Genomic DNA, 22,203 nt, shown 5'->3' with positions numbered 1-22,203 from the left:
CGCCGGTGCCGGGTCCCGTTCCGCAGGGTGGACGCGCCGGCCGCGGCGGAACGCGATCCCGGGAATGCCCGGCATGACGGGGTTGACCGAAGAATCCGCCTACGACCGGGTGCGCATCGCGCAGTGGCGAGCGGGGGAGGCGCGCATGCCGGGGCTGAGCCGCCGCGGCCTGCTGCGGCTGACGGCCACCGGGGGGCTCGCGCTGGCCGCGGCCGGGACGGCGGCTCCCGCGGCGGCGGCGGCCGCGGGCCCGATCGTGAAACCGCTGCCGCCGGAGCTGTTCGACGTCCACGGCAGCAACGCCGAGACGCGCTGGGAAGCCATGCGGGGACAGGGATACCTGACGCCGGTCGACCGGTTCTTCGTCCGCGACCACACGTCCACGCCGGTGCTGGACGCGGCCACCTGGCGGTTGCGGCTGTTCGGCTCCGGCCTGCGCGGCGGGCCGGTCGAGTTCACCTACCGGGACCTGCGCGCACTGCCGTCCGAGACGATCACCGCGTTCATCGAGTGCGCGGGCAACGGCCGACGCGGTGGACGTGCTCCCGGAGGGGCTCGACGCGGACTACGTGACGGCGGGGGTGAACCTCGGCCGGGTGCGCCGGCCGTTGCCGGTGGGCAAGGCGCTGCAGGACGTCCTGCCGGCGTACGAGATGAACGGGCAGCCGCTGCCACCCGACCACGGCTTCCCGGTGCGGCTCGTGGTGCCGTCGTGGGCCGGGATTTCGTCGATCAAGTGGCTGGGCCGGATCGAGGTGCCGGCCACACCGCTGGTGTCGCCGTGGAGCACGCAGTTCTACCGCCTGCTGGGCCCGGACTACCCGCCCGAGGGCGCGGTGGTCACCGATCAGGTGGTGAAGAGCGCGTTCGAGCTCCCGTGGGATGCCACCCTGGCGCCCGGCCACCGCCACGTGCTGCGCGGCCGGTCCTGGTCGGGCCACGGCCGCATCCGCCGGGTGGAGGTGAGCACGGACGGCACGACGTGGCAGCCGGCGAAGCCGATCGGCCGCGCCCTCGACCGCGGCCGGCTGCAGTGGGACTTCCCGTGGCGCCCGCGCGCGGCGGGTGCGTACACGCTGCGAGCACGCGCGACCGGCATCACGGGTGTGCGGCAGCCGGACGTCACGCCGTACAACACCCAGGGCTACCTGTTCGGCGCGGTCGTCCGGCACCCGGTCACGGTCGGCGTCGGATGAGGGGGCTGGTTCGCGTGCTCACCCGCTCGTTGACCGGTTTCGGCCGGGCCCTGGTGCTGCCGGTCCCGCCGTTCGAGCCGGCGATGGCGGTGCCGGTGCCGCGGCCGGGGGCCGACGTGCCGCGGGTGCCGCTTTCGCCGCAGGAACGGGAAACCTTCCGGCGGATCGTCTCGGGCTGACGCCGTGGCCCGCTTGGTCGCGCCCGACGAACGCCTGCACCCGGCCTGGCTCGACGCGCACGCGGAGTGGGGTCCGGGCCCGCACGAAGACGGGTTCGGCTTGCTGGCCACTGACGAGGTGGCGGCCCCGGCGGAATTCTCGGCGTGGGTGGCCCGCCTCGCCGCGGACGCGGGCTGCACGTACCGGTGGATCGTCGAGAACGGCCTGGTGCTCGGCGGGATCGCCTTGCGGCACGGAGCGGGTGAGGTCGTCCGGCACGCCGGCCACATCGGCTACCGCATCCGGCCGTCGGCGCGGGGACGCGGCTTGGCCACGTGGGCGCTGCGGCAGATGCTGACGGAGGCGGCCCGGCGCGGCATGGACCACGTGGTGCTGGTCTGCGCAGCGGACAACACGGCTTCGGCCAGGACGATCGAACGGCAGGGCGGGGTCCTGGACATCCTGCCCTGCCTGACGAACCCGGTGACCGGCCGCCGGGTCCGGACCGATGAGCGGTTCGCCCAGGCGCTCACGTCGGCGCGCCACGCCGAGGAGTTCGGGTTCGACGCCGTCGCGCTCGGCGAACGGCACGCCGGGCCCTTCCTGAGCAGCGGGGTCACCGTGTTGCTCGGCGCGATCGCCGCGACGACCGGCCGGGTGCGGATCCAGACCGGGGCGTCCGTCCTGTCCATCCACGACCCGCTGCGGGTGGCGGAGGACTACGCCACCGTCGACCAGCTCTCGCGCGGGCGGCTGGAGCTGGTGATCGGCAAGGGCAACGAGCTGCGCCAGCTGCCGATGTTCGGCATCGGGAACGGCGATCAGCGGGACGCCCTCGCCGAGAAGTACGAGCTGCTGCGGCGGCTCCGGCGCGAGGAGGACGTCACCTGGGACGGCCGCTTCCGCGGTCCGCTCGACGCGGTGACGAGCCTGCCGCGGCCGTTCGCCGGCGCGCCGCGGGTCTGGCACGGTCCGGCGACCACGGTGACGTCGGCGGAACTGGCCGCGAAGCGGGGTTACCCGCTGTTCTCCGCCAACGCGATCCAGCCGCGGGACAACTACACCGTCCTGATCGAGCACTACCGCAAGCACTACGCCGGACACGGCCACGACCCGCGGTTCGCCTTCGTCGGTGCGGGCGCGGGATTCCTGTACCTGGCCGGAACCACGCAGGAGGCGCGGGAGGCGTTCGGCCCGACGTACGAAAAGCTCGTCGCCTCCTTCAACCAGCCGGGCAACAGCCTGCCCACGATGATCCCGCACGAACAGCAGCTGGCCATGCTGGAACGCTTCGCCTCGGAGGTCGTGCCCGTCGTCCGCGCGGCCGCGTCCACGACACTGTGGACGGACGCCGACCCGTACGGCGGCCGCCCCGCGGTCCACGGGCGCACCACCGCCGACGCGGCTGGTGCCCCCGAAGGAGCGCGGTGAACTCCCTGCACGGCACCGCGTTCATCTGGCCGACATCGTGAAAGCCGACCTCGCGCAGCCGAAGGGGCTCACGAGCATCAGCGACCTGAAGGACCGGCTGTCGTCGCAGGGGCTCGGCTGACGTCCTCGGCCAGCAACGGCAGGAGGGCGTCCGGGCGGTCCAGCGGAATGATGTGGCCGCAGTCGTCGATGAGGTGGGAGGTGAGCCGGTCGGTCACCGGGCGCAGCTGGCGTGCGAGGGCGTCGCCGACCGGGTGGGCGCCGATCGCGACCGTGGGCACGGTGAGCCGGCCGGTCGTGGTGGCTTCCGCGAGCTGGGCAGCGCTTTCCGGCATCGCCCGGTAGTGCTCGAAGGCGCCTCGCAGCGCTTCGCGTCCGGTGTAGGCCGCTATGAAGTGGTCGCGGATCGCGGGCGGGACGCCGCGGCCCCGGGTGCCGGCCTCGAGGAACCAGCCGATGTAGTCCGGCTCGTGGCCGGCGAGGACCGTCTCGGCGAGGCCGGGGACGGCGTGGAAGCCGAACCACCACGGCGGCCGGAAGTCCTCGGCCCCCGGAAGCCCGCCGAGCAGCGACTCCATGAGGACGAGCCGCCGGACGCGCGTGGGCCGCCGCATGGCGAGCAGGAACGCGGGCGGGGCGCCCGCGTCGATGCCGGCGACGGTCGCCGTGGGTTCGTCCAAGGCGTCGAGGAGGGCTTCGGCGTCGGCGGCGAGGGTCCCGGCGTCGTACCCGCCGGCCGCGCGGGTGGAGGCGCCGAGGCCACGCAGGTCCGGCGCGATGACCCGGTGGTGCCGGGCCAGGTGCGGGATCACCGCGGTCCACAGCCGCCACGTGTGCGGGAAGCCGTGCAGCAGCAGGAATGGGGGCCCGTCTCCGGTGACGGCCACGTTGATGTCGATGCCGTTCGCCCTGACCCGCTGTTCGCGCACGCCGTCTCCTCGGTGGTTACCATTGGTTACCGGATGAGGCTAGGTAACCGGCCCGGCCCGGCCAAGACGGCACTTCCCGGACAGGTGGTGAGCTCCAGGTGACCCCCTCCCGCAAGGGCACGCGCGGCGACCTCTTCGACCCGGCCTGCCCGACCCGCAGCCTGCTGGACCGCATCGGCACGAAGTGGACGTCGATGGCGGTCAAGGTCCTGGCCGAGGCCGCCCCGGACGAGGTCCGGTTCGCCGAGCTGCAGCGCCGCATGCCGGGCGTCTCGCAGAAAATGTTGTCGGTGACCCTCCGGAGCCTGACCCGCGACGGCCTGGTCGAGCGCCGCGTGGAACCGACGGTTCCCCCGAGGGTGCACTACCGCCTCACGGCCCTGGGCCACTCGCTGGAGGTCCCGCTCGCGGCCCTGCGCAGCTGGGCGGAGGAGAACATGCCGGCGATCGACCGCGCGAACGCCACCGCCCGGGAGTGAGCCCGGCGGCCGGATCCGGGCCGTGGTGCGCAACGCCGCTCCGGCTCCGTCCGACGACCTGGTGGCGGTGCGGCGATGGCGAAGGCCTTGAGCCACGCGGACGCCGTGCGGGTGCTGGCCGGCGGCGCATCGAACAAGGTGGTGACCGCGCTCGACCAGCTGACCGGTGGTGTCCTGCTCGCCCTGACCGCCACCGGGTCCGGGCTGGCGTTGAGCCTCTTCGACGCGAAGTCCGGGTTCTTCCGGCTGACCGCCGAACTGCCATCCGGGCTGCACACCCCCGCGCCCCTGATGGAGCCGCACCGGCCCTACGAGCAGTCGATCGAGGCGCTCGCGGGCCACTACGACCACATCGCCGGCGAGGTGCTGGCGTTCATCACCGGGCCGGCCGTGTGGGACCGCTTGGACGAGCGCGGCAGGCGGCGGGTCGAGACGGTGCTCGGCGAAACCACGGCCAAGGCGGTGGCGAAGCACGAGGACATGTTCCGGTGCCTCGAGCACGGCTTTGCGCCCTATGACAGCGATACGCGGCGGATGTTCCGCGTTCTCTTCCTGAACCAGCTCCAGCTCTTGCGCGATCGGCGGCCAACGGCGACCTTGGACCGTACGGTGCGGGGACGAGCTGCTGGCCCGGACGAAGGAGATCTGCCCCGAGCTGCTGCCGTGACCGGCGATGCCGGCGGGATCCGGGGAGGTTCCGGTGAAACGGGTGCTGATCACCGGCGCGGCCGGCCGGGTGGGGCGCATCGTGGTTCCCCGGCTGCGGCCCGGGTGGGACCTGCGGCTGCTGGACCTCGCGCCGGCCCGCGACCTCCCCGGCGAATGGGTGACCGGCTCGGTGACCGACGCCGGCGCGATGGCCGGTGCGTGCCGGGGTGCCGATGCGGTGATCCACCTGGCGGCCATCCCCGTCGAGGACAGCTGGGACCGGCTCATGGCGGTCAACGTCGGCGGCACGCGCACCGTCCTGGAAGCCGCCCTCGCCGCCGGGGTGGCGCGGGTCGTGCTGGCCTCGACCGTGCACGTCGTCGGGTTCCGGCCGGCCGGGCAGCCCGTGCCCGCGGACTGCCCGCCGTGCCCGGACACCTTCTACGGGGTCAGCAAAGCGGCGGTCGAGGCCCTCGGCAGCCTCTACCACTCCCGGTTCGGGCTCGACGTCATCTGCGTGCGGATCGGCTCGTGCTTCGCCCGGCCGGTCGACCGGCACGCCCTGAGCGTGTGGCTGTCCCCGGGCGACGCCGGCCGGCTGTTCGCGGCGTGCCTGAGCGCCGCGAACCCCGGGTTCCGGATCGTCTGGGGCGTGTCGGCCAACCGCCGTGGTCACTGCTCCCTGCGGGAGGGCCGTGAGCTGGGGTACCACCCGGCCGACGACGCCGAGCGGTTCGCGGCGGAGGTCCCGCCCGACACCACCGTCTCGGCCCACCTCGGCGGGCGGCTGTTCACCAGCACGGCCCTCGGCCGGCCCATGGGAACCGGGTGAGGTCAGCGGGGGGACAGCGCCGCCCGGATCGCCCGCTCGACCAGGATCGGGACGAACGCGTGGATGCGGGCGCCGGCGAACCGGGCGCGTTCGCGGTCGACCATCGCGTGGATGCGGGTGCGGGTGAGGTTCGTGTAGTCCTGGCCCAGGCGGTCTTCGAGCTGGGCGAGGTGGGTGTCGAGGGAGGTCATCGTGTCCAGCGTGCTCATCGCTCACCTTCCGGTCGGCCGTGGTACGGACAACATGCCCCGGGAGACGGCCGGAAGGTGAACCCGAGGTGAACAGGCGGGGGCGCGCTCAGCCGACCGGGTACTTCACGGCCGTAAGCTCCTCCGAGACCGCCCAGAGCCGCCGCTGGATCGAGACGTCGTAGGACTGCGGCGTGGACGTGACGACCCGCGGGCGGCCGCGGTAGCCGCCCGGGCCCGCCGGGCCGTCGTACTGGCCGCCGAGCGCGGCGGGATCCGTGGCCGCGCGCAGGGTCGGGAGGGCGCCGCGCTCCGAGCTCTGGGTGAACAGCGGGGCCACCACCGGGAAGAGCGCGCGCAGCACCGCCGGCGAGTTGCGCATCAGTTCCGTGCGGGCCACGCCGGGGTGGGCCGCGATCGACGTCGTCGTGCCGTGCGGGGCGAGCCGGCGCTGCAGCTCGTAGGCGAACATCAGGTTGGCCAGCTTGGCCTGCCCGTACGCCGCGACGCGGTCGTAGGAGTTCTCCCACTGCAGGTCGTCGAAGTGGATGGCCGCGCGGATGCGGTGGGCGATGCTGGCGACCGTCACCACCCGGGAGCCCTCGACCGGCAGCAGCAGGTCCAGCAGCAGGCCGGTGAACGCGAAGTGCCCGAGGTGGTTCGTGCCGAACTGCAGCTCGAAGCCGTCGCGGGTGCTCTGGCGCGGCGGGTACATCACGCCCGCGTTGTTGATCAGCAGATCGATCTTCGGCAGCGTCGCGTGCAGGTCCGCCGCGGCGGACCGGACGGACTCCAGCGACGACAGGTCCAGCTCCTGCACCGTGACGTCGGCGTTCGCGCCGAGCCGGGCGGCGGCCTGCTTGCCCTTGGCGACGTCGCGGACGGCGAGCACCACCGTCGCGCCGCGCTCGGCCAGCACCTTCGCCGTGTCGAACCCGAGGCCGGTGTTGGCGCCGGTGATCACGGCCACGCGGCCGTGCTGGCTCGGGACGTCGCGCTCGGTCCAGTTGTCGCTCATGGCTGTCCTCCTGGGTCCACGGCCCTTTCGGACCGCCGGTCTGTTATGACCTCGACGCTAAGGAACCGTCGGTCTGTTGTCAAGAGACTGCCGGTCTTCAATTTCGGCGGACGGGCGTTACGCTGGTCTCATGACGTTCCAGCGGGCGCGCAGCGCGGAGCAGCGGGAGGAGCGGCGCCGCACGATCCTCGACACGGCGCTGAAGATGCTCGACGAGATGCCGGTGGCCGAGGTCAGCCTCAACGAGCTCAGCCGCCGCGTCGGCCTGGCCAAGTCGAATGTCCTGCGCTACTTCGAATCCCGCGAAGCCGTGCTGCTCGAACTGCTGGACCGCGCGCTGCGGGACTGGCTCGCCGAAGTGGGCGACGAACTGGCCGCGGGCGTCGGCCCCGGCGGCACGGCGCGGGAGCGGGCCGAGGCGTTCGCGGCCGTGGTGGCCCGGTCGCTGGCCCGCCGCACGGTGCTGTGCGACCTGATCGGCGCGCAGGCGGCCGTCCTGGAGCGCAACGTCTCCACCGACGTCGTCGTGCGGTTCAAGCGGTCGGCCCTCGGCGGCCTGGACACGATGGCCGAGCTGCTCCGCCGGTCCGTGCCCGAAGCCGGCGGCGAAGCGAAGTCCGTGTGCCTGCTGGCCATGATCCTGACCGGTGGGCTGTGGACCCACTGCCGCCCGTCACCCAGCGCCCGCGCGGCGTACGAGGCGGACCCGGCGCTGGCCGCGCTCCACCTGGACCTGGCGCCGGCCCTGGAACACGGGCTGGCCCTGCTGATCACGGGGGCGATGGCGCGGGGCGGCTGACCGGGCGCCAGGGCACGGGCCCGGGAGCGACCAGGGTGTCTCCCTGGGGCGAACGGAACCCCCGGGGGCCCACTCTGGGTGTCGGGCGGCGAACCCCGCCGCCGGACACCGAGGAGTTGCCGATCATGGACATGAAACTCGAAGTCGTGGTCCTGCCCGTCACCGACGTCGACCGCACCAAGCACTTCTACAAGACACTCGGCTGGCGCGAAGACGCCGACATCGTCTTCGGCAGTTCCCGCGTGGTCCAGCTGACCCCGCCGGGGTCGCCGGCGTCGGTCCACTTCGGCACCGGGATCACCGATGCCGCCCCCGGATCGGTGCGCGGAAGCTACCTGGTGGTGGCCGACATCGAGGCCGCCCGGGCCGAACTGGCCGGGCACGGCGTCGCCGTCAGCGAAGTGTTCCACCGGGACGAGACCGGGGCCTTCGCCCCCGGCGTGCACCCCGACCACGGCACCTACGGGTCGTTCGCCTCCTTCAGCGACCCCGACGGCAACACCTGGCTGTTGCAGGAAATCACCACCCGGTTCCCCGGCCGCGTCTCCGGTGTGGGCTACGGCTCCGCCGACGAGCTGGAGCAGGCCCTGAAGCGGGCCGCGGCCGCGCACGGCGAGCACGAGAAGGAAACCGGGCAGTACGACGAAGGATGGCCGGCCTGGTACGCCCGGTACATGACCGAGCACCAGGACGCCTGAACCACCCCGCAGCACCAGGAAAAGAGCAAAGATGTCCACGATCCACCTGCGCCAGCTGACCACCGCCTCGCCGGGGCAGTTCCTTGCCGGGCTGACCGCCTTCGGCCCGGAGCGCGCGAAGCTCTTCGGGCGCAGCGCGAACGAGTACCTGCGTGTGCACGAGCAGGGACCCGGGCACGCCGACGTCACCGAAGGGTCCGGCGGCGTCTGGGAACGCCTGCGCTACGACTGGTCCGATCCGGCCCGGGTCGTCATGACGACCACCGACTCGAACACCTGGGGTGGCGCTTCCGGCCACACCTACACCTTCACCCCGCTGGCGGACGGGACGACCCAGGTCGACGCCGTGGTGGTCCGGGAAGGCAAGAACCTCAAGGGCCGGCTGCTCGGGGGCCTGCTCGGGCTGCTGGGCCGGCGGGTCCTCGGCGCGGAACTGGCGAAGACCGCCCGTGCCATCGAGGCGCGCAACGCGGGGGCCCGCGACGGCGCGTGACCACCGGAGCCGGCCATCGAGGCGCGCGATGCGGGGGCCGGCGACGGCGCGTGACTACCGGAGCCGGGCCATCGAGGCGCGCCACGCGGAGGCCCGCGACGACGCGTGACCACCGGAGCCGGGCCGGCGCTGCGCTATCGTTCGCCTCGCCCGGCACGGTCGTCCCGCCGTCGCCGGCCGGCCGTGGGAGGTGCGCATGCCGGGGCGTGAGCCGGCGCTGATCGGCCGGCACAGCGAACGCGCCACCCTGGATCGCCTCCTGGCCGGCGCCCGGTCGGAGCGGGGGCAGGTGCTCGTCCTGCGCGGCGAGGCCGGGATCGGCAAGAGCGCACTCCTGGAGTACGTGGACGCGCAGGCGCGGGACTTCCGCGTCGCGCGCGCCGCCGGCGTCGAATCCGAGCAGGTGATGGCCTACGCCGGGCTGCACCAGCTGTGCGCGCCGTTCCTCGACCGGCTCGACCGCCTCCCCGAACCGCAGCGCGACGCGCTCGGCACGGCGTTCGGTCTGAGTTCCGGGCCCCGGCCGACCCGGTTCCTGGTCGGGCTGGCGGTGCTGACCCTCCTCGCCGACGTGGCCGAGGAGCAGCCGCTGCTCTGCCTGGTCGACGACGTGCAGTGGCTCGACCGGATGTCCGAGGTGGTCCTCACCTTCGTCGCCCGCCGGCTCCTCGCCGAGCGGATCGCGGTCGTCTTCGCGCTGCGCGACGGCGGCCACGAACCCGGCCTGGCCGGGCTGCCGGAGCTCCCGGTCGGCGGCCTGGGCGAGGCCGAGGCGGACGCGCTGCTGGCCTCGGTGGTCAAGGGGCCGCTGGACGGCCGCGTCCGCGACCGGCTCCTCGCCGAAACCCACGGCAACCCGCTGGCCCTGCTGGAACTGCCCCGCGCGTGGACGGCGGCCGACGGCTTCGGGCCGTCGGGGACCGTGCCGCTGGCCGGGCGCATCGAACAGTGCTTCGTCAAGCAGCTGGAACCGCTGCCCGCCGACACCCGGCGGCTCCTGCTCATCGCCGCCGCCGAGCCCCTCGGCGACGCCACCCTGCTCTGGGGCGCGGCCGGCGAGCTCGGGCTCGGCGCCGACCCCGCCACCGCGGCCGAGGCGACCGGGCTGATCGAGTTCGGCCGCCGGATCCGGTTCCGCCACCCGCTGGTGCGGTCGGCGGTCTACCGGTCGGCGTCGCCCCGGGACCGGCAGGACGTGCACCGGGCGCTGGCGGCGGTGACCGACCCGGAGCGCGACCCCGACCGCCGGGCCTGGCACCGCGCGCAGGCGACCGTCTCCCCGGACGAGGACGTCGCCGCCGACCTGGAACGCTCGGCGGACCGGGCCCGGGCCCGCGGCGGCCTGGTCGCGGCGGCCGCGTTCTTCGAGCAGGCGGCACTCCTGACCCCCGGACCGGCCCGGCGCGTGGACCGCGAACTCGCGGCGGCCGCGCTCAAACGCGACGCCGGCGCGCTCGACGAGGCACTCGGCCTGCTCGACTCCGTGGCCGCCGGACCGCCGGACGCCGGGCGCGCCGCCGACGCCGAGCGGCTGCGCGGGCAGATCGCGTTCGACCGGCGGCGCGGCGGCGACGCGGCCCGCCTCCTGCTGGGCGCGGCCGAGCGGCTGACTCCGCTCGACGCGAACCGGGCGCGGGAAACGTACTTGGAGGCGCTGGCGGCGGCGCTGTGGGCCGGCGGGGACGCCGCCGGCCTCGTCGCGGCGGCCGAGGCCACCCGGGCCGCGCCCCCGGCGCCCGTGCCGCCTCGTGCGGTCGACCTCGTGCTGGACGCCCTGGTCACCCGGTTCACCGGCGGCCACCAGGCCGCGGCGCCGCTGCTGGCCAAGGCGTTGGCGGCGGTCCGCGACCTGGACGTCGGGGCCGAGGACACCGGCCGGGCGCTCTGGCTGCTGGGCAACCGGGCGGGCGGCATGATCGCCACCGAAGCGGCGGACTTCGCGGCGGCGCGGGCGTTCGCCGCGCGTCAGGTCCAGCTCGCCCGCGACGCCGGTGCGCTCGTGCAGCTGCAGTTCGCGCTCAACTTCCTCGCCGTCAACGAGCTGCTCGCGGGGGAGCTCACCGCGGCGGCGGCTTCGGCCGAGGAAGACCGCGTGATCGCCGACCTGACCGGCAACGCGCCGGTCGGCTACGCCGCGATGCTGCTGGAGGCGTTCCGCGGCCGGGAGGCGCAGGCGGCGGAGCTGTTCGAGGACACCGCGCGCCAGGCGTCGGCGCGCGGCCAGCTCCGGCTGGTGAGCCTCGCCGACTACGGCCGGGCGGTGCTCTACAACGGCCTCGGCCGCCACGACGCCGCGCTGGCGGCCGCCCGCCGCGTGTTCGACCACGACGTGGTGGGGTTCCAGGGCCTGGCCACCGCCGAGCTGGCCGAGGCGGCGTCGCGAACCGGCGACGAGGACCTGCTCCTGGCCGCGGCCACCCGGTCGTCCGAGCGCGCGAAGGCGGCCGGCACCGCGGAAGCCAGGGGACTGGACGCCCGCGTGCGCGCGCTGGCCGGCACCGGCGCCGACCGCAGCTATCGCGAGTCGATCGAGTGCCTCGAACGGACGACGCTGCGGGTGGACCTCGCCCGCACCCACCTGCTGTACGGCGAATGGCTGCGCCGCGAGGGCCGCCGCGTGGACGCCCGCACCCACCTGCACACCGCCCACGAGCAGCTGTCGGCGATGGGGCTGGCGGCGTTCGCCGACCGGGCCCGGCGCGAGCTGCAGGCCACCGGGGAGACGGCGCGGAAACGCACCGCGGAGCCGACCGGCGAGCTCACCTCCCAGGAGTTCCAGATCGCCCGCCTCGCCGCGGACGGCTACTCGAACCCCGAGATCGGCACCCGGCTGTTCCTGAGCCCCCGCACGGTCGAATGGCACCTGCGGAAGATCTTCACGAAGCTGGGCATCAGCTCACGCCGCCAGCTGCGCGACACCGCCCTGGCCGGCGCGGGTCCGGGGCTTTAGGCCGAGCGGGAGACCGTTCAGATCGGTGCGCAGCCATCCGAGCCCCTCGGGCGACCCCGGGAAGGCTTCCGCGCCCGATCCAGCCGTCTGAGCCGTGCCCGCGCCGCCCGGTACGCTCCGGGCACTGATCGGGCCGGTGAGCAGGGGGAGCCGATGAACAGTATCCGGGTTCTGGTGCAGGGAGCGAGCATTGCGGGGCCGGCCCTGGCCCACTGGTTGCGCCGGCGGGGGGCCGAGGTGACCGTGGTCGAACGGGCGGCCGGGCTGCGGCCCGGTGGGCAGGCCGTCGATGCGCGCGGGGTGACCAGGGAGGTCATCCGGCGGATGGGGCTCGAAACCGCGGTGCGCGCGGCCCGGACCGAGACCGCCGGGGCACACACCGTGGCCGCCGACGGGACGATCCTGGAGACCTTCCGCGCGGACGATGACGGCGGGGACGGCTACATCTCGGAGATCGAGATCCTGCGCGGGGACCTGTCCCGGGTGCTCCACGACGACACGCGCGACGGCGTCGAGTACGTCTTCGGCGACCGGATCGCCGAGCTGACCCAGGACGCGGACGGTGTCGACGTCACCTTCGCGGGCGGCGACCGGCGGCGCTTCGACCTCGTCGTCGGGGCGGACGGGCTGCACTCGGCGCTGCGGGCGACGGTCTTCGGGCCGCGTGAGCGGTTCGTCCGGCACCTCGGGCACGTGATGGCCTTCTACAGCGTGCCCAACGAGTTCGGGCTGGACCGCTGGCTGCTCGACTACCACGAGCCCGGGCGCTCGGCCCTGCTGCGGCCCATCCAGGACGCCACCCGCGCCATGGCGATGTTCTCCTTCACCGCGGACGGCTTCGACATCGACTACCGCGACGTCGAGGCCCAGAAGCGCCTCCTGCGCGAACGGGTGGCCGACCTCGGCTGGCTGACCCCGCAGCTGCTCGCGCACCTGGACGACACCCCGGACTTCTACCTCGACCAGGTCGCGCAGGTGGTGATGGACCGGTGGTCCAGCGGCCGGGTGGCGCTGCTCGGCGACGCGGCGTTCAGCTCGTCGCCGTTGTCCGGCCAGGGCACCGGCCTGGCGCTGGTCGGTGCCTACCTGCTGGCGGGCGAGCTGGCCGCGGCCGGGTGGGACCCGGTGGCCGGGTTCGCGCGGTACGAGGCGCTGATGCGCCCGTTCGTCGAGGCCAACCAGGAGATCGGCCGGCTGCACGCGCGCAGCCTGGAGGGTGGCGAGCTCGACGGCGAGTGGCTGCCCGACCTGATCGAGCGGGCCCTCAACGGCGTCGAGTTGCCGGACTACGCCGGGGTGCCGGACACCGGGATGGCCGCGAAGGCGTAGGCCGGCCGTCCCACCGGCGTCCCACGGGGGTGGCGTTCCCGCTGGTCCGGCCGGTGGGATCGTCCCGGCGTCCCGAATCCGGCGCTGAGCGGCGACCCGGACCGCGGCCGCTGCCAGCCTTCACGCCATGCAAAGACTCGCTCTGGCCGTCGCGGTGCTGCTGGTGTTCCCCGCCGCAGCCGCGGTCGCGGCCGAACCCGTGGCCGTCTGCGGGCACACCACCGCCCAGCCCACCCTGAAGCAGGGGGCCACCGGCGCCGCGGTCGTCGAGGCGCAGTGCGAACTGAACCTGGCGACCAAGGCGAGCCGGTACTCGCCGATCGGTGCCGACGGTTCCTTCGGCGCCGCGACCGACGCCCGGGTGCGCGTGTTCCAGCGGTGCGCCGCGCTGAGCGTGGACGGCCAGGTCGGGCCGAACACCTGGGCCGCGCTCAACTCGTGGGCCGCGCGGCCGCGCAAGTGCGCCACGCCGGGCACGGCCGGCTCCGCGCCGGCCGTGGTGTGCGGTCACTCCACGGCCCGGCCGACCCTGCAGAGCGGCTCCACCGGCGCGGACGTCAAGGAACTCCAGTGCCGGCTGAACCTCGCCATGGAGCCCGGGCACTACCCGCCGCTGACGATCGACGGGCAGTTCGGGGACGGCACGCGCACCCGGGTGATCCAGTTCCAGCACTGCGTCAACGCCAGTGCCGACGGGGTCGCCGGGCCCACCACCTGGGCCAAGGTCGCCGACTGGTCGAGCCGGAACGCCTACTGCACGCCGCCGAAGCCCGCCGGGCACCCGATCGACGGCGTCGACACGGCGAAGTACCAGCACCCCGGGGGCGCGCCGATCAACTGGGGCGCGGTGAAGGCGTCCGGGGTCGAGTTCGCGACCGTCAAGGCCACCCGTGGCCTGAACACCACCGACGAGTACCTCGCCACCGACCTGCCCGCCGCCCGCAACGCGGGGCTGGCCGTGGGTCCGTACCACTTCTACACCGGCACGGCGGCCGGCACCGGCGGGGCGCAGGCCGACCGGTTCATCGCCGCCGTCAAGGCCACCGGGTACACCGGTAAGCGCGCCGGTGACCTGCCGCCCGTATTCGACCTCGAGTGGAAGGACGACGGCTCCGGCGGCTGTCCGCCGTACGTCACCGTCGCCGACGCGAAGGCGTGGCTCGACAAGGTCCAGGCCGCGTTCGGCCGGACTCCGGTCATCTACACCCAGAAGTCGTTCCTGGACGCCTGCCTCGGCGGCACCACGGCGCTGTCCGGCTATCCGATGCAGCTCGCCGACTACCGGCAGTCCGTCACGCAGCCGGCGCTGCCGGCCGGGTCGAAGACCTGGCTGATGTGGCAGTACACCGACGCGGCCATCCCCGACGGCATCCCCGCGCCGGCCACCGGTGACGTCTTCAACGGCACCCAGGCCGACCTCGACCAGCTCGCCAACCGCTGAAATCCCCGTTAGGAAAGGACGAGAATGACTCTCCCCATGAGCCGCCGCACGGTGCTGCGCGGCGCGGTGGTGCTCGGTGCGGCCGCCGCGGTCAGCCCGCTGCTGCTGACCGGGACCGCTCAGGCGTACCCGTGGTCCCGCACCCTGACGCAGGGCAGCACGGGCGCTGACGTCACCGAACTCCAGATCCGGGTCGCGGGCTGGGCGGCCGACTCGCCGAGCCACAGCCGGGTCTCGATCGACGGCGAGTTCGGCCCCGGCACGGCGGCCGCGGTCCGCCGGTTCCAGGCGGCCTACGGCCTCGGCGCCGACGGCCAGGCCGGCCCGGCCACCCAGGCCGCGCTCAACGCGCTGGAGCAGAGCGACGGGTCCACCGTGCACTTCGACTTCAGCGAGTTCACCGACCGCGACAGCGGCACGTTCAGCGGCGGCAAGGTCAGCGCGGCCGCGGCCAAGGAGAACGCCCGCCGCTGCATGTACAAGCTGGAGGCGTTGCGCAAGAAACTCGGGAACAAGCCGATCACGGTGAACTCCGGGTTCCGCAGCATCGCCCACAACGCCGAGATCGGCGGGGCCAGCGACAGCATGCACCTCTACGGCACGGCGGCCGATCTGAACGTGCCGGGCGTGGCCAACAAGACCGTCTACCAGAAGGCCGAGACCTGCGGGTTCTCCGGCCTGGAGACCTACAACACCGACCACCAGCACGTGGACAGCCGGGCCGACCTCGGCCGCTCGTGGTGGTGGGAGAACGGCACGGTGTGAGCCACCGGCCGGGCGCCGGGAAACCTGGGGGTTCCCGGCGCCCGGCCGCGTTCAGTGCGACTGCGGGTCCGCCAGGGCCGCCGAGCAGGCCGGCCAGTCGTGGAAGTCGCGGTGCGCGCGCCACAGGCGGTGCGCCGCGTCGATGTTCCAGACCGGGTCGAACGCCTGCCGCGGGGTGCCGCCCAGTTCCAGCAGGCGGCCGTCGGAGATCTGGAAGACGCCCCAGTTGCGGCTGCCGTTCGTGTTCGGCAGCACCCACAGCGGATCGAGGAACGACGCGCAGCGGGCGATCGCGACCGCGGTGTCCGGCGTCTCGGTGAACACGGCCCGGATCCGCTGCTCGACCACGGCCGCCGACCAGCCGGCCATGCTGGTCCGGTGGTCGTACAGGGCGGTTTTGGTGGCCTCGTCGACGACCCCGCGGGCGGGCAGGCCGGCCAGCACCTGGAACGCGGTGACCCGGCGCAGCGTCTCCGGGCCGAACGAGCCGTCGACCGCGAGCCGCCCGTGCGCCGCGACCAGCAGGTTCTGCACCTCGGTGACGCACTCGTCGTGCTGGCCCATGCTCACCGGCGGCCGGCAGGCGGTGGAGAACAGCACCCGGTCGGCGTACCGGCCGGGCGGCGCCCCGGACCCGTCGGCGGTGACCCAGAACAGGCCACCGGCCAGCAGGACGACGAACGCGATGGCCACCGGCACGGACCAGCGCCGGCGCCGCCGCGGCGGCGCGACCTCCGCCGCCGGCGGCGCCTCCTCTTCGGCCCGGCCGGCGTCGGCCAGCGCCCACAGCTGGTGCAGCTCGCGCAGCTCGTCGGCGGACGCGCCGCAGACCTTGGCGAAGGAGTGGACCACGCGGTAGTCGGCGGGCACGCTCTTGCCGGAGCAGTACCGGTGCAGGCTGGAGCCGCTGGCCCCGGCCTGCCTGCCGAGCCGTTCGTAGCCCTGCCCGCTGCGGTCCTTCAGCATGCGCAGGTAGGCGGCGAACTTGTCCATGTGCGGTGTCACGGTGATGGCACACCTCGCTCGGGCCGCGGATGACGGACGGAAGTTAACACCGCCGGGCACCGAACCGGGCGGAAACCGACGGATTGCGCCACCCGGCCGATCACACCCGGCCAGGTGGTGGCGCCCGGGCGAGACGCTGGTCCCGTGCGCGTCAGCCGGCGTCGGCGAGGGTCAGTCGTTCAGGGCGCCCGACCGGAATGTCGTGACGGTGACCTCCGCGAAACCGAGCGCGCGCACGGCGTCGAGCAGGCGCGGGTCGTCGTGGAGGGCTGCGGCCACGGCGGTGTCGAGCTCGATGCGGGCCGTGCCGCCGAGGTCGCGGACCCGGAGGTCGCGCGAGGGCCGGCCACGGGCGGCCAGGATCGTGCGCACCGCCGATTCGGCCCGTTCCACCCGGGCCAGGGTGGCCGGGGTGATCGGGATGCCGTAGCGGACGCGGCTCGCCAGGCAGGGCGCGGCCGGTTTGCCCGCCCAGGGGAAACCCCACTGCCGGGCGAGGGCGCGGACGTCCTCTTTGGACAGACCGAGCGTCCGCAGCGGGGTGTGCACGCCGAGTTCGTCGCCCGCGTGGATGCCGGGGCGGAACGGGTCGGCGGCGTCGTCGGCGTTCGTGCCGGTGGCCAGCGCCGGGAAGCCGTGGGCGGTGGCCACCGCGGCGATGGTCGTGAGCACGGTCGTCTTGCAGAAATAACAGCGCCGGCGGCCGTTGGCCGCATAGCCGGGCTCGGCCAGTTCGGCGGTCGGCGGGGTGAGGTGCCGGACGCCCAGATCCGACGCGATCCCCTTCGCCTCGGCCAGTTCCGCCGCGGCCAGGCTGGCCGAGTTCGCCGTCACCGCGAGGACGTCCGCCGGGCCGAGGGCGCGGACGGCGGCCGCGAGCACCAGGGCCGAGTCGGCGCCGCCGGAGAACGCCACGGCGAGGCGGCCGAGACCGGCGAGGTGGGTGACGAGCCGGGTTCCGTCCATCAGCGCCCCGCGGCGATCGTCGCGACGACCCGCGCCGGCAGGCCGAGTTCGCGCGCGGCGGCCACGACGTCGTCGTGCTCGGGTTTCGCGCCGTGCGGCCCGCGCTTGCGCCGCACCGGCCGCCCGAGGACGTCGACCGTTTCGGTCTCCCGCTCCAGCGCGGTGCGGCGGACCGGATACTCGCGCAGCCCCAGGCTGCCGGTTTCGGCGAGGACCCGCTCGCCGAGCCGGGCGGCGTGCTCCGGGGCGGCGAGCACGTGCAGGACGTGGGCCGGGCGGCCCTTCTTCATCGTCACCGGGCTGATCCACGCGTCGAGCGCGCCGGCCGCCAGGAGCTCGCCGACGACGTGCCCGAGCACTTCGCCGGTGACGTCGTCGAGATTCGTTTCGAGCACCACGAGCGTGCGGTGCCCGGCGTCCACCGGCTCGCCGAGGTGCACGACCGCGACGTTCGGCCGGTCCGGCAGCGACCGGGTGCCGGCGCCGTAGCCGGTGGCCAGCAGCCGGAACTCCGGCGGCGGCTCGTACCGGGCGCCGGTGGCCTTCAGCAGCGCGGCCGCGGTCGGGGTGACGGTCTCGCCGGTGAGGTCGCTCCCGACCGTCCGCGCGCCGCGCAGCAGCGCCGCGGTCGCGGGGGCGGGGCAGGGGAGCAGGCCGTGCGCGGTGCGGACCGAGCCCGTGCCGAGGGGCAGTGCGCCACAGTACACAGTGGACACTTCGAGGGCGGCCAGCGCGGCGCAGACGCCGATGACGTCGACGAGCGTGTCGTGCCCGCCGAGTTCGTGCAGGTGGACGCGTTCGGGTGCGTCCCCGTGCAGCCGGCCTTCCGCTTCGGCGATCGCGCGGAGCGCGGCAACGGCCCGGTCCGCGACCGGCGCGGGCTCGACCCGCCCGGCCATCGCGATCAGCTCGGCCGCGGGACGGCTGGTGGCGTCGTCGGTGACGTCGACCAGGGCGCGGGCCGCCGTCAGGCCGTGGGTGAGCAGGGCCTCCACCCGCAGGTCCCACCCGGTCAGCCCGCTGCCGGCGACGGCGGACCGGACGCGGTCCAGCGGCGCGCCGGCGTCGACGAGGGCGGCGAGCAGCATGTCCCCGGCCAGGCCGGTGAACGGCGAGATCACGCAGATCGTCATCGCCGCCTCCGCAGGACCTGGGCGAGCCGGAAGGCGGCCATCGCCGCGCCGAACCCGGAGTCGATGTTGACCACCGTGATGCCCGCCGCGCAGGAGGCGTGCATCCCCAGCAGCGCCGTGATGCCTTCGAGGCCCGCGCCGTAGCCGGTCGACGTCGGGACGGCGATCACCGGGCACGCGACCAGCCCGCCGACAGCCGAAGCCAGCGCGCCCTCCATGCCCGCGACCACGATGACCGCGTCCGCCGCGCGCAGCCGGTCGCGCTCGGCCAGCAGGCGGTGGATCCCGGCGACCCCCACGTCGGTGACCGACCGCACCGCAAGGCCGATGGCCGCGGCGACTTCCGCGGCCTCCTCGGCGACCGGGCCGTCGGACGTCCCGGCCGCGGCCACGGCGACCGTGAAGGCGGTCGCGACGGCCGGGCGCCAGACCAGCAGCCGCGCGCCGGGGGAGTGGCGGCCGCCGGGCACCTCGGCCAGCACCGCACGGGCAGGCTCGGCCTCGACCCGGGTGACCAGCACCGGACCGGTGTTGTGCGCGAGCAGCGTCCGCACGATGGCCGCGATCTGCGCCGGAGATTTTCCCGGCCCGTAAACGACTTCCGGGAGCCCTTGGCGGTCTTCGCGGTCCAGGTCGACGCGTGCGAACCCGAGATCGGCGGTGCTCATGCCGGCACGTACGGGATCGTCAGCGGGCCGTCCGGGAGCACACACGCCCGCGCGCCCGGCCCGGCCCGGCCGAGGGCCTCGGCCACGGTGGCCGCGATGTCGGCGGTCCGGGTCAGGTGCGCCGTCGCCAGTTCGGCCTCGCTCAGGAAATCCGTGTACACGACGACCCGGCAGTCGTCCTGGATCTTCGCCTGGATCTGGACCTGCCACTGGTCCGGCACGGTCACCGCGCGCGCCGCGATCTCCGCGAGCAGCGCCGCCGGCGAACTCGCCGACGCGAGGACCTCCCGGTAGGAGCCGTGGTCGGGGAACCCGTCGCGGCACTCCGCGGCGCAGACGATCGTCCCGCCCGGCCTGCTGATCCGGTGCGCCGCCGACATCCCTTTCACGGCCTGGTAGAGGTTCTGGTCCAGGGGATGGCCGGAGTTGGTCGTCACCACGACGTCGAAGGGCGCCGGCACCGGCCGCATGGCGACGTCACGGGCGGCGCGAGCGGCCGCCGCGTGCATGGTGAGCAGGTCGCCGCCGAAGGCCCCGATCACCGCCTTGTCGCGGTTGAGGATGACGTCGAGGGCGAAGGTGACGCCGGTGGCCGCGGCGATCGCGCGGACGTCGTCGTGCACCGGGTTGCCCTCGGTGATCCCCCAGGTCGCGTTCGGGTGCCCGATCCGGCGGGCGTCGTGCAGCACCAGCACGGTCTCCAGCGCCGCCAGCCCGGGGGCGACGAGCTTGGGGCCGCCGGAAAAGCCCGCGAAGAAGTGCGGTTCGACGAACCCGGTGGTGATCCGGACGTCGGCGGCCGCCCATTCGCTGTTCAGCCACACCGGGACGTCGTCGCCGTGGCGCCCCAGCCAGGTCAGGCTCGCGCGGTCGCGGGCGTCGTGGTTGACGATCCGGACGGTGTCGACGACTTCGTCGCCGAACATCGCGCGCAGCTCGGCGCCGGTGTTGCCGCGGTGGGTGCCGGTGGCGACCAGGATGACGACGTCTTCGAGGCGGACGATGCCGTCGAGCTCGGCCAGGATCGCCGGGATCATCAGCTCACGCGGCTGCGGCCGGGTTCCGTCGCACGCCGAGATCGCGACCGTCTGCCCGGGCCGCACCCGCTCGCGCAACGGCGGCCCGGCGACCGGTCCCCGCAACGCCCGGCGCAGCAGCACGTCCGCGGGTTCGGTGACCGGGTGGTGCACCGGCGTCACCACGGTGGTGACCGCCGGGTCGATGGTGAGGTCGAGACCGGTCTCGCCGTACGCGAGCCGGACGGTGGCCGTCACGGCGCCAGCCCGTAGACGCGGCTCGCGGTCCCGCCGCGGACGGCGTCGCGTTCGGCCGGCGTCAGGCCGGCCAGGAGGCTGTCGGCGGCGTCCATGACTTCCGCGTACGTCCCGGCGAGCAGGCACACCGGCCAGTCGGAGCCGAGCATCAGCCGATCCGGGCCGAACGCGGTCAGCGCGGTTTCCGCGTACGGCCGCAGATCCTCGACCCGCCAGGACCGGCCGGCTTCCGTCACCAGGCCGGACAGCTTGGCGACGACGTTCGGTTCCCGGGCCAGCGTGGCCAGCCCGCTCGCCCAGGGCTCGAGCTGGCCGGAGGCGACCGGCGGTTTGGCGAGATGGTCGAGCACGAAGGTGAGGTCCGGCAACGCCCGGACCGCCGCGGTGGCCGCCGGGAGCTGGTGGGGCAGCACGAGCAGGTCGTACACCAGCCCGGCGTCGCGCACCGCCGCGAGCCCGGCCAGCACGTCTTCCCGTTCCAGCCAGCGGGGATCGGGCTCGGCCTGGACGAGGTGCCGGACGCCGGCCAGGAGTTCGCCCCCCGGCGCCGAGCGCAGCCGGTCGAGGTCCTCCGACGGTGAGCCGGTGAGGTCGATCCAGCCGACCACGCCGGCGATGAGCGGCTCCGCGGCCGCCGTCGCGAGGAACTCGACCGACTCCGCGAAGTCCGGCAGGACCTGGACGAGCACCGTCGCGTCGACACCCAGGGCGGCCGCCCGCAGGTCGTCCGGGGTGAAGTCGCGCCGGATGGCCGCGGTGCCGTCGCCGTCCAGCCAGGCGTGGCGGCGGACGGAGGTCCGCCACAGGTGGTGGTGCGCGTCGACGCGCCGGCCGGTCACGCCCGGCCGATCCGGTGCTGCTGACGACCGAGACCGTCGATCTCCACGGTCACTTCGTCCCCTTCGGACAGATAGGGGAAGTCGTTGGCGCCGAAGGCCACCCCCGCGGGTGTGCCGGTGTTCACGACATCACCCGGCTCCAGCACCATGAACTGGCTGAGGTACCAGACGATGTGCCGGACGTCGAACAGCATGTTCTTCGTGGTGCCGTCCTGCCTCCACTGCCCGTTGACCGCCAGCCGCAGGCCGAGCTCGTGCGGGTCGCCGAGCTCGTCCGGGGTGACCAGCCACGGGCCGAGCGGGTTGAACGTCTCGCAGGACTTGCCCTTGGTCCACTGGCCGCCGCGTTCGTGCTGGAAGGCGCGCTCGCTGACGTCGTTCGAGACGGCGTACCCGGCGATGACCGCGTCGGCGTCCTCCGGCGTCGCGAGGTACCGCGCCCGGCCGCCGAGCACCACGGCCAGCTCGACCTCGTAGTCGGTCTTGGTGCTGGTGCGCGGGATGAGCACGGTGTCGTGCGGGCCGACGATCGTGGTGGTGGCCTTCAGGAACACCACCGGCTCGGCGGGTGGCTCGGCGCCGGTTTCCGCCGCGTGGTCGGAATAGTTGAGGCCGATGCAGGCCAGCAGCCCGGGCCGGGCCACCGGGGCGCCGACGCGCAGGCCCGGGGCGTCCAAGACCGGGAGGGTGCCCTCGCGCAGCGCCGCCCGGACCCGCGCGATGCCGTCGGCGGCGAAGAAGGCGCCGTCGACGTCCGCGGTCAGCGCACGCAGGTCCCGCGCCGCACCGGTTTCGTCGAGGACGACGGGGATCTCGTGGCCGACGTCGCCGAGGCGTTGGAAGCGCATGGCGGGGACCGTAGCAGACATATGATGTCTTGTTCAAAGCTCGATGCAGACATCATATATAAATGCGCTTTGAGTAGTCATCAGTGACGCAGTGTCCAAGTTATTGCCGTGTTAC

23 protein-coding genes and 1 pseudogene are annotated in these 22,203 nt (G+C 74.1%); 12 read left to right on the top strand and 12 right to left on the bottom strand.

Annotation, left to right across the window (positions count from 1 at the left end; translation table 11 throughout):
• Window positions 1-99: 99 nt before the first annotated feature.
• On the bottom strand, window positions 100-459 hold the full coding sequence (locus C2L59_RS48810; RefSeq protein WP_233223424.1) for a hypothetical protein: 360 nt from the start codon (window positions 457-459) through the stop codon (window positions 100-102).
• Between C2L59_RS48810 and C2L59_RS11420 the strand changes: the two are divergent.
• The 3 genes and pseudogenes from C2L59_RS11420 to C2L59_RS11415 all read left to right on the top strand — a co-directional run bounded on the left by C2L59_RS11420 (window position 389) and on the right by C2L59_RS11415 (window position 2,786).
• A pseudogene (locus C2L59_RS11420) lies at window positions 389-1,196 on the top strand (molybdopterin-dependent oxidoreductase). The gene C2L59_RS48810 and the pseudogene C2L59_RS11420 sit on opposite strands and share 71 nt — an antisense overlap.
• Entirely contained in the window at window positions 1,193-1,375 is a 183-nt protein-coding gene (locus C2L59_RS46985) for a hypothetical protein (protein ID WP_146060315.1), read from the top strand. The pseudogene C2L59_RS11420 and the gene C2L59_RS46985 overlap by 4 nt, the downstream one beginning before the upstream one ends.
• Before the next feature lie 4 nt (window positions 1,376-1,379).
• Entirely contained in the window at window positions 1,380-2,786 is a 1,407-nt protein-coding gene (locus tag C2L59_RS11415; RefSeq protein WP_158263039.1) for an LLM class flavin-dependent oxidoreductase, read from the top strand.
• 77 nt (window positions 2,787-2,863) lie between these two features.
• Here C2L59_RS11415 and C2L59_RS11410 read toward each other — a convergent pair whose 3' ends face one another.
• Window positions 2,864-3,715, bottom strand: a complete 852-nt coding sequence (locus C2L59_RS11410) for an alpha/beta fold hydrolase (RefSeq protein ID WP_103349497.1) — start codon at window positions 3,713-3,715, stop codon at window positions 2,864-2,866.
• A gap of 98 nt (window positions 3,716-3,813) precedes the next feature.
• Here C2L59_RS11410 and C2L59_RS11405 point away from each other — a divergent pair, with 98 nt between their 5' ends.
• Complete coding sequence (locus tag C2L59_RS11405; protein ID WP_103349496.1) at window positions 3,814-4,194, top strand: helix-turn-helix domain-containing protein; 381 nt, start codon at window positions 3,814-3,816, stop codon at window positions 4,192-4,194.
• Window positions 4,195-4,535: 341 nt separating this feature from the next.
• On the opposite strand, the gene C2L59_RS48805 is transcribed toward C2L59_RS11405, so the two are convergent.
• A complete protein-coding gene (locus C2L59_RS48805) occupies window positions 4,536-4,676 on the bottom strand; it encodes a hypothetical protein (protein WP_233223416.1) in 141 nt (46 codons plus the stop codon).
• Between the two features lie 191 nt (window positions 4,677-4,867).
• Here C2L59_RS48805 and C2L59_RS11400 point away from each other — a divergent pair, with 191 nt between their 5' ends.
• Window positions 4,868-5,674, top strand: coding sequence for an NAD(P)-dependent oxidoreductase (locus tag C2L59_RS11400; RefSeq protein WP_199199015.1), 807 nt, complete (start codon window positions 4,868-4,870; stop codon window positions 5,672-5,674).
• A 2-nt stretch (window positions 5,675-5,676) separates the two neighbouring features.
• On the opposite strand, the gene C2L59_RS11395 is transcribed toward C2L59_RS11400, so the two are convergent.
• Both C2L59_RS11395 and C2L59_RS11390 read right to left on the bottom strand, forming a co-directional pair.
• Window positions 5,677-5,883 (bottom strand): three-helix bundle dimerization domain-containing protein, encoded by a 207-nt coding sequence (locus C2L59_RS11395; protein ID WP_103349495.1) that lies wholly within the window; start codon window positions 5,881-5,883, stop codon window positions 5,677-5,679.
• An 88-nt stretch (window positions 5,884-5,971) separates the two neighbouring features.
• On the bottom strand, window positions 5,972-6,880 hold the full coding sequence (locus C2L59_RS11390) for an SDR family NAD(P)-dependent oxidoreductase (protein ID WP_103349494.1): 909 nt from the start codon (window positions 6,878-6,880) through the stop codon (window positions 5,972-5,974).
• A 130-nt stretch (window positions 6,881-7,010) separates the two neighbouring features.
• On the opposite strand from C2L59_RS11390, the gene C2L59_RS11385 reads away from it, so the two are divergent.
• From C2L59_RS11385 to C2L59_RS11355, 7 genes are all read left to right on the top strand, one after another.
• Window positions 7,011-7,679, top strand: a complete 669-nt coding sequence (locus tag C2L59_RS11385) for a TetR/AcrR family transcriptional regulator (RefSeq protein ID WP_103349493.1) — start codon at window positions 7,011-7,013, stop codon at window positions 7,677-7,679.
• A 125-nt stretch (window positions 7,680-7,804) separates the two neighbouring features.
• Window positions 7,805-8,377 (top strand): VOC family protein, encoded by a 573-nt coding sequence (locus C2L59_RS11380; protein WP_103349492.1) that lies wholly within the window; start codon window positions 7,805-7,807, stop codon window positions 8,375-8,377.
• Between the two features lie 31 nt (window positions 8,378-8,408).
• Window positions 8,409-8,870 carry a hypothetical protein gene (locus C2L59_RS11375; protein ID WP_103349491.1) on the top strand — a complete coding sequence of 154 codons (462 nt, stop codon included), beginning with the start codon at window positions 8,409-8,411 and terminating at the stop codon, window positions 8,868-8,870.
• Window positions 8,871-9,066: 196 nt separating this feature from the next.
• Window positions 9,067-11,820, top strand: a complete 2,754-nt coding sequence (locus C2L59_RS11370; protein WP_103349490.1) for an AAA family ATPase — start codon at window positions 9,067-9,069, stop codon at window positions 11,818-11,820.
• Between the two features lie 153 nt (window positions 11,821-11,973).
• Window positions 11,974-13,149 carry an FAD-dependent monooxygenase gene (locus C2L59_RS11365; RefSeq protein ID WP_199199014.1) on the top strand — a complete coding sequence of 392 codons (1,176 nt, stop codon included), beginning with the start codon at window positions 11,974-11,976 and terminating at the stop codon, window positions 13,147-13,149.
• Window positions 13,150-13,276: 127 nt separating this feature from the next.
• Window positions 13,277-14,590: a GH25 family lysozyme gene (locus tag C2L59_RS11360; RefSeq protein WP_233223415.1), complete on the top strand. Its 1,314-nt coding sequence runs from the start codon at window positions 13,277-13,279 to the stop codon at window positions 14,588-14,590.
• A 24-nt stretch (window positions 14,591-14,614) separates the two neighbouring features.
• The gene (locus C2L59_RS11355) at window positions 14,615-15,355 is read left to right on the top strand and encodes a D-Ala-D-Ala carboxypeptidase family metallohydrolase (RefSeq protein ID WP_233223414.1); all 741 of its coding nucleotides are present in this window, start codon (window positions 14,615-14,617) and stop codon (window positions 15,353-15,355) included.
• A gap of 51 nt (window positions 15,356-15,406) precedes the next feature.
• On the opposite strand, the gene C2L59_RS11350 is transcribed toward C2L59_RS11355, so the two are convergent.
• The 7 genes from C2L59_RS11350 to C2L59_RS11320 all read right to left on the bottom strand — a co-directional run bounded on the left by C2L59_RS11350 (window position 15,407) and on the right by C2L59_RS11320 (window position 22,088).
• Complete coding sequence (locus C2L59_RS11350) at window positions 15,407-16,360, bottom strand: helix-turn-helix domain-containing protein (RefSeq protein WP_103349488.1); 954 nt, start codon at window positions 16,358-16,360, stop codon at window positions 15,407-15,409.
• Between the two features lie 171 nt (window positions 16,361-16,531).
• Window positions 16,532-17,326 (bottom strand): ATP-dependent sacrificial sulfur transferase LarE, encoded by a 795-nt coding sequence (gene larE / locus C2L59_RS11345; protein WP_103349487.1) that lies wholly within the window; start codon window positions 17,324-17,326, stop codon window positions 16,532-16,534.
• Window positions 17,326-18,459, bottom strand: coding sequence for a nickel pincer cofactor biosynthesis protein LarC (gene larC / locus C2L59_RS11340; protein WP_103349486.1), 1,134 nt, complete (start codon window positions 18,457-18,459; stop codon window positions 17,326-17,328). The genes larE and larC overlap by 1 nt, the downstream gene beginning before the upstream one ends.
• A complete protein-coding gene (gene larB / locus C2L59_RS11335; protein WP_103349485.1) occupies window positions 18,456-19,127 on the bottom strand; it encodes a nickel pincer cofactor biosynthesis protein LarB in 672 nt (223 codons plus the stop codon). The genes larC and larB overlap by 4 nt, the downstream gene beginning before the upstream one ends.
• Entirely contained in the window at window positions 19,124-20,401 is a 1,278-nt protein-coding gene (gene larA, locus C2L59_RS11330; protein WP_103349484.1) for a nickel-dependent lactate racemase, read from the bottom strand. The genes larB and larA overlap by 4 nt, the downstream gene beginning before the upstream one ends.
• Complete coding sequence (locus C2L59_RS11325; RefSeq protein ID WP_103349483.1) at window positions 20,398-21,240, bottom strand: amidohydrolase; 843 nt, start codon at window positions 21,238-21,240, stop codon at window positions 20,398-20,400. Before C2L59_RS11325 ends, larA begins: the two co-directional genes overlap by 4 nt.
• Window positions 21,237-22,088 carry a fumarylacetoacetate hydrolase family protein gene (locus C2L59_RS11320; RefSeq protein ID WP_103349482.1) on the bottom strand — a complete coding sequence of 284 codons (852 nt, stop codon included), beginning with the start codon at window positions 22,086-22,088 and terminating at the stop codon, window positions 21,237-21,239. Before C2L59_RS11320 ends, C2L59_RS11325 begins: the two co-directional genes overlap by 4 nt.
• Window positions 22,089-22,203: the final 115 nt, after the last annotated feature.

This window comes from Amycolatopsis sp. CA-128772, from assembly GCF_002904295.1.
Taxonomy (GTDB): Bacteria; Actinomycetota; Actinomycetes; order Mycobacteriales; family Pseudonocardiaceae; genus Amycolatopsis.
Note: the sequence above shows the minus strand (reverse complement) of the source record. Positions and strands in the feature narration are given on the sequence as shown.

Coding starts and splice junctions, on each gene's coding strand:
- C2L59_RS46985 (WP_146060315.1), top strand. CDS start 1,193: ATGAGGGGGCTGGTTCGCGTGCTCACCCGCTCGTTGACCGGTTTCGGC.
- C2L59_RS48805 (WP_233223416.1), bottom strand. CDS start 4,676: ATGTCCTCGTGCTTCGCCACCGCCTTGGCCGTGGTTTCGCCGAGCACC.
- C2L59_RS11400 (WP_199199015.1), top strand. CDS start 4,868: ATGCCGGCGGGATCCGGGGAGGTTCCGGTGAAACGGGTGCTGATCACC.
- C2L59_RS11395 (WP_103349495.1), bottom strand. CDS start 5,883: ATGAGCACGCTGGACACGATGACCTCCCTCGACACCCACCTCGCCCAG.
- C2L59_RS11390 (WP_103349494.1), bottom strand. CDS start 6,880: ATGAGCGACAACTGGACCGAGCGCGACGTCCCGAGCCAGCACGGCCGC.
- C2L59_RS11385 (WP_103349493.1), top strand. CDS start 7,011: ATGACGTTCCAGCGGGCGCGCAGCGCGGAGCAGCGGGAGGAGCGGCGC.
- C2L59_RS11380 (WP_103349492.1), top strand. CDS start 7,805: ATGGACATGAAACTCGAAGTCGTGGTCCTGCCCGTCACCGACGTCGAC.
- C2L59_RS11375 (WP_103349491.1), top strand. CDS start 8,409: ATGTCCACGATCCACCTGCGCCAGCTGACCACCGCCTCGCCGGGGCAG.
- C2L59_RS11370 (WP_103349490.1), top strand. CDS start 9,067: ATGCCGGGGCGTGAGCCGGCGCTGATCGGCCGGCACAGCGAACGCGCC.
- C2L59_RS11365 (WP_199199014.1), top strand. CDS start 11,974: ATGAACAGTATCCGGGTTCTGGTGCAGGGAGCGAGCATTGCGGGGCCG.
- C2L59_RS11360 (WP_233223415.1), top strand. CDS start 13,277: ATGCAAAGACTCGCTCTGGCCGTCGCGGTGCTGCTGGTGTTCCCCGCC.
- C2L59_RS11355 (WP_233223414.1), top strand. CDS start 14,615: ATGACTCTCCCCATGAGCCGCCGCACGGTGCTGCGCGGCGCGGTGGTG.
- larE (WP_103349487.1), bottom strand. CDS start 17,326: ATGGACGGAACCCGGCTCGTCACCCACCTCGCCGGTCTCGGCCGCCTC.
- larC (WP_103349486.1), bottom strand. CDS start 18,459: ATGACGATCTGCGTGATCTCGCCGTTCACCGGCCTGGCCGGGGACATG.
- larB (WP_103349485.1), bottom strand. CDS start 19,127: ATGAGCACCGCCGATCTCGGGTTCGCACGCGTCGACCTGGACCGCGAA.
- C2L59_RS11320 (WP_103349482.1), bottom strand. CDS start 22,088: ATGCGCTTCCAACGCCTCGGCGACGTCGGCCACGAGATCCCCGTCGTC.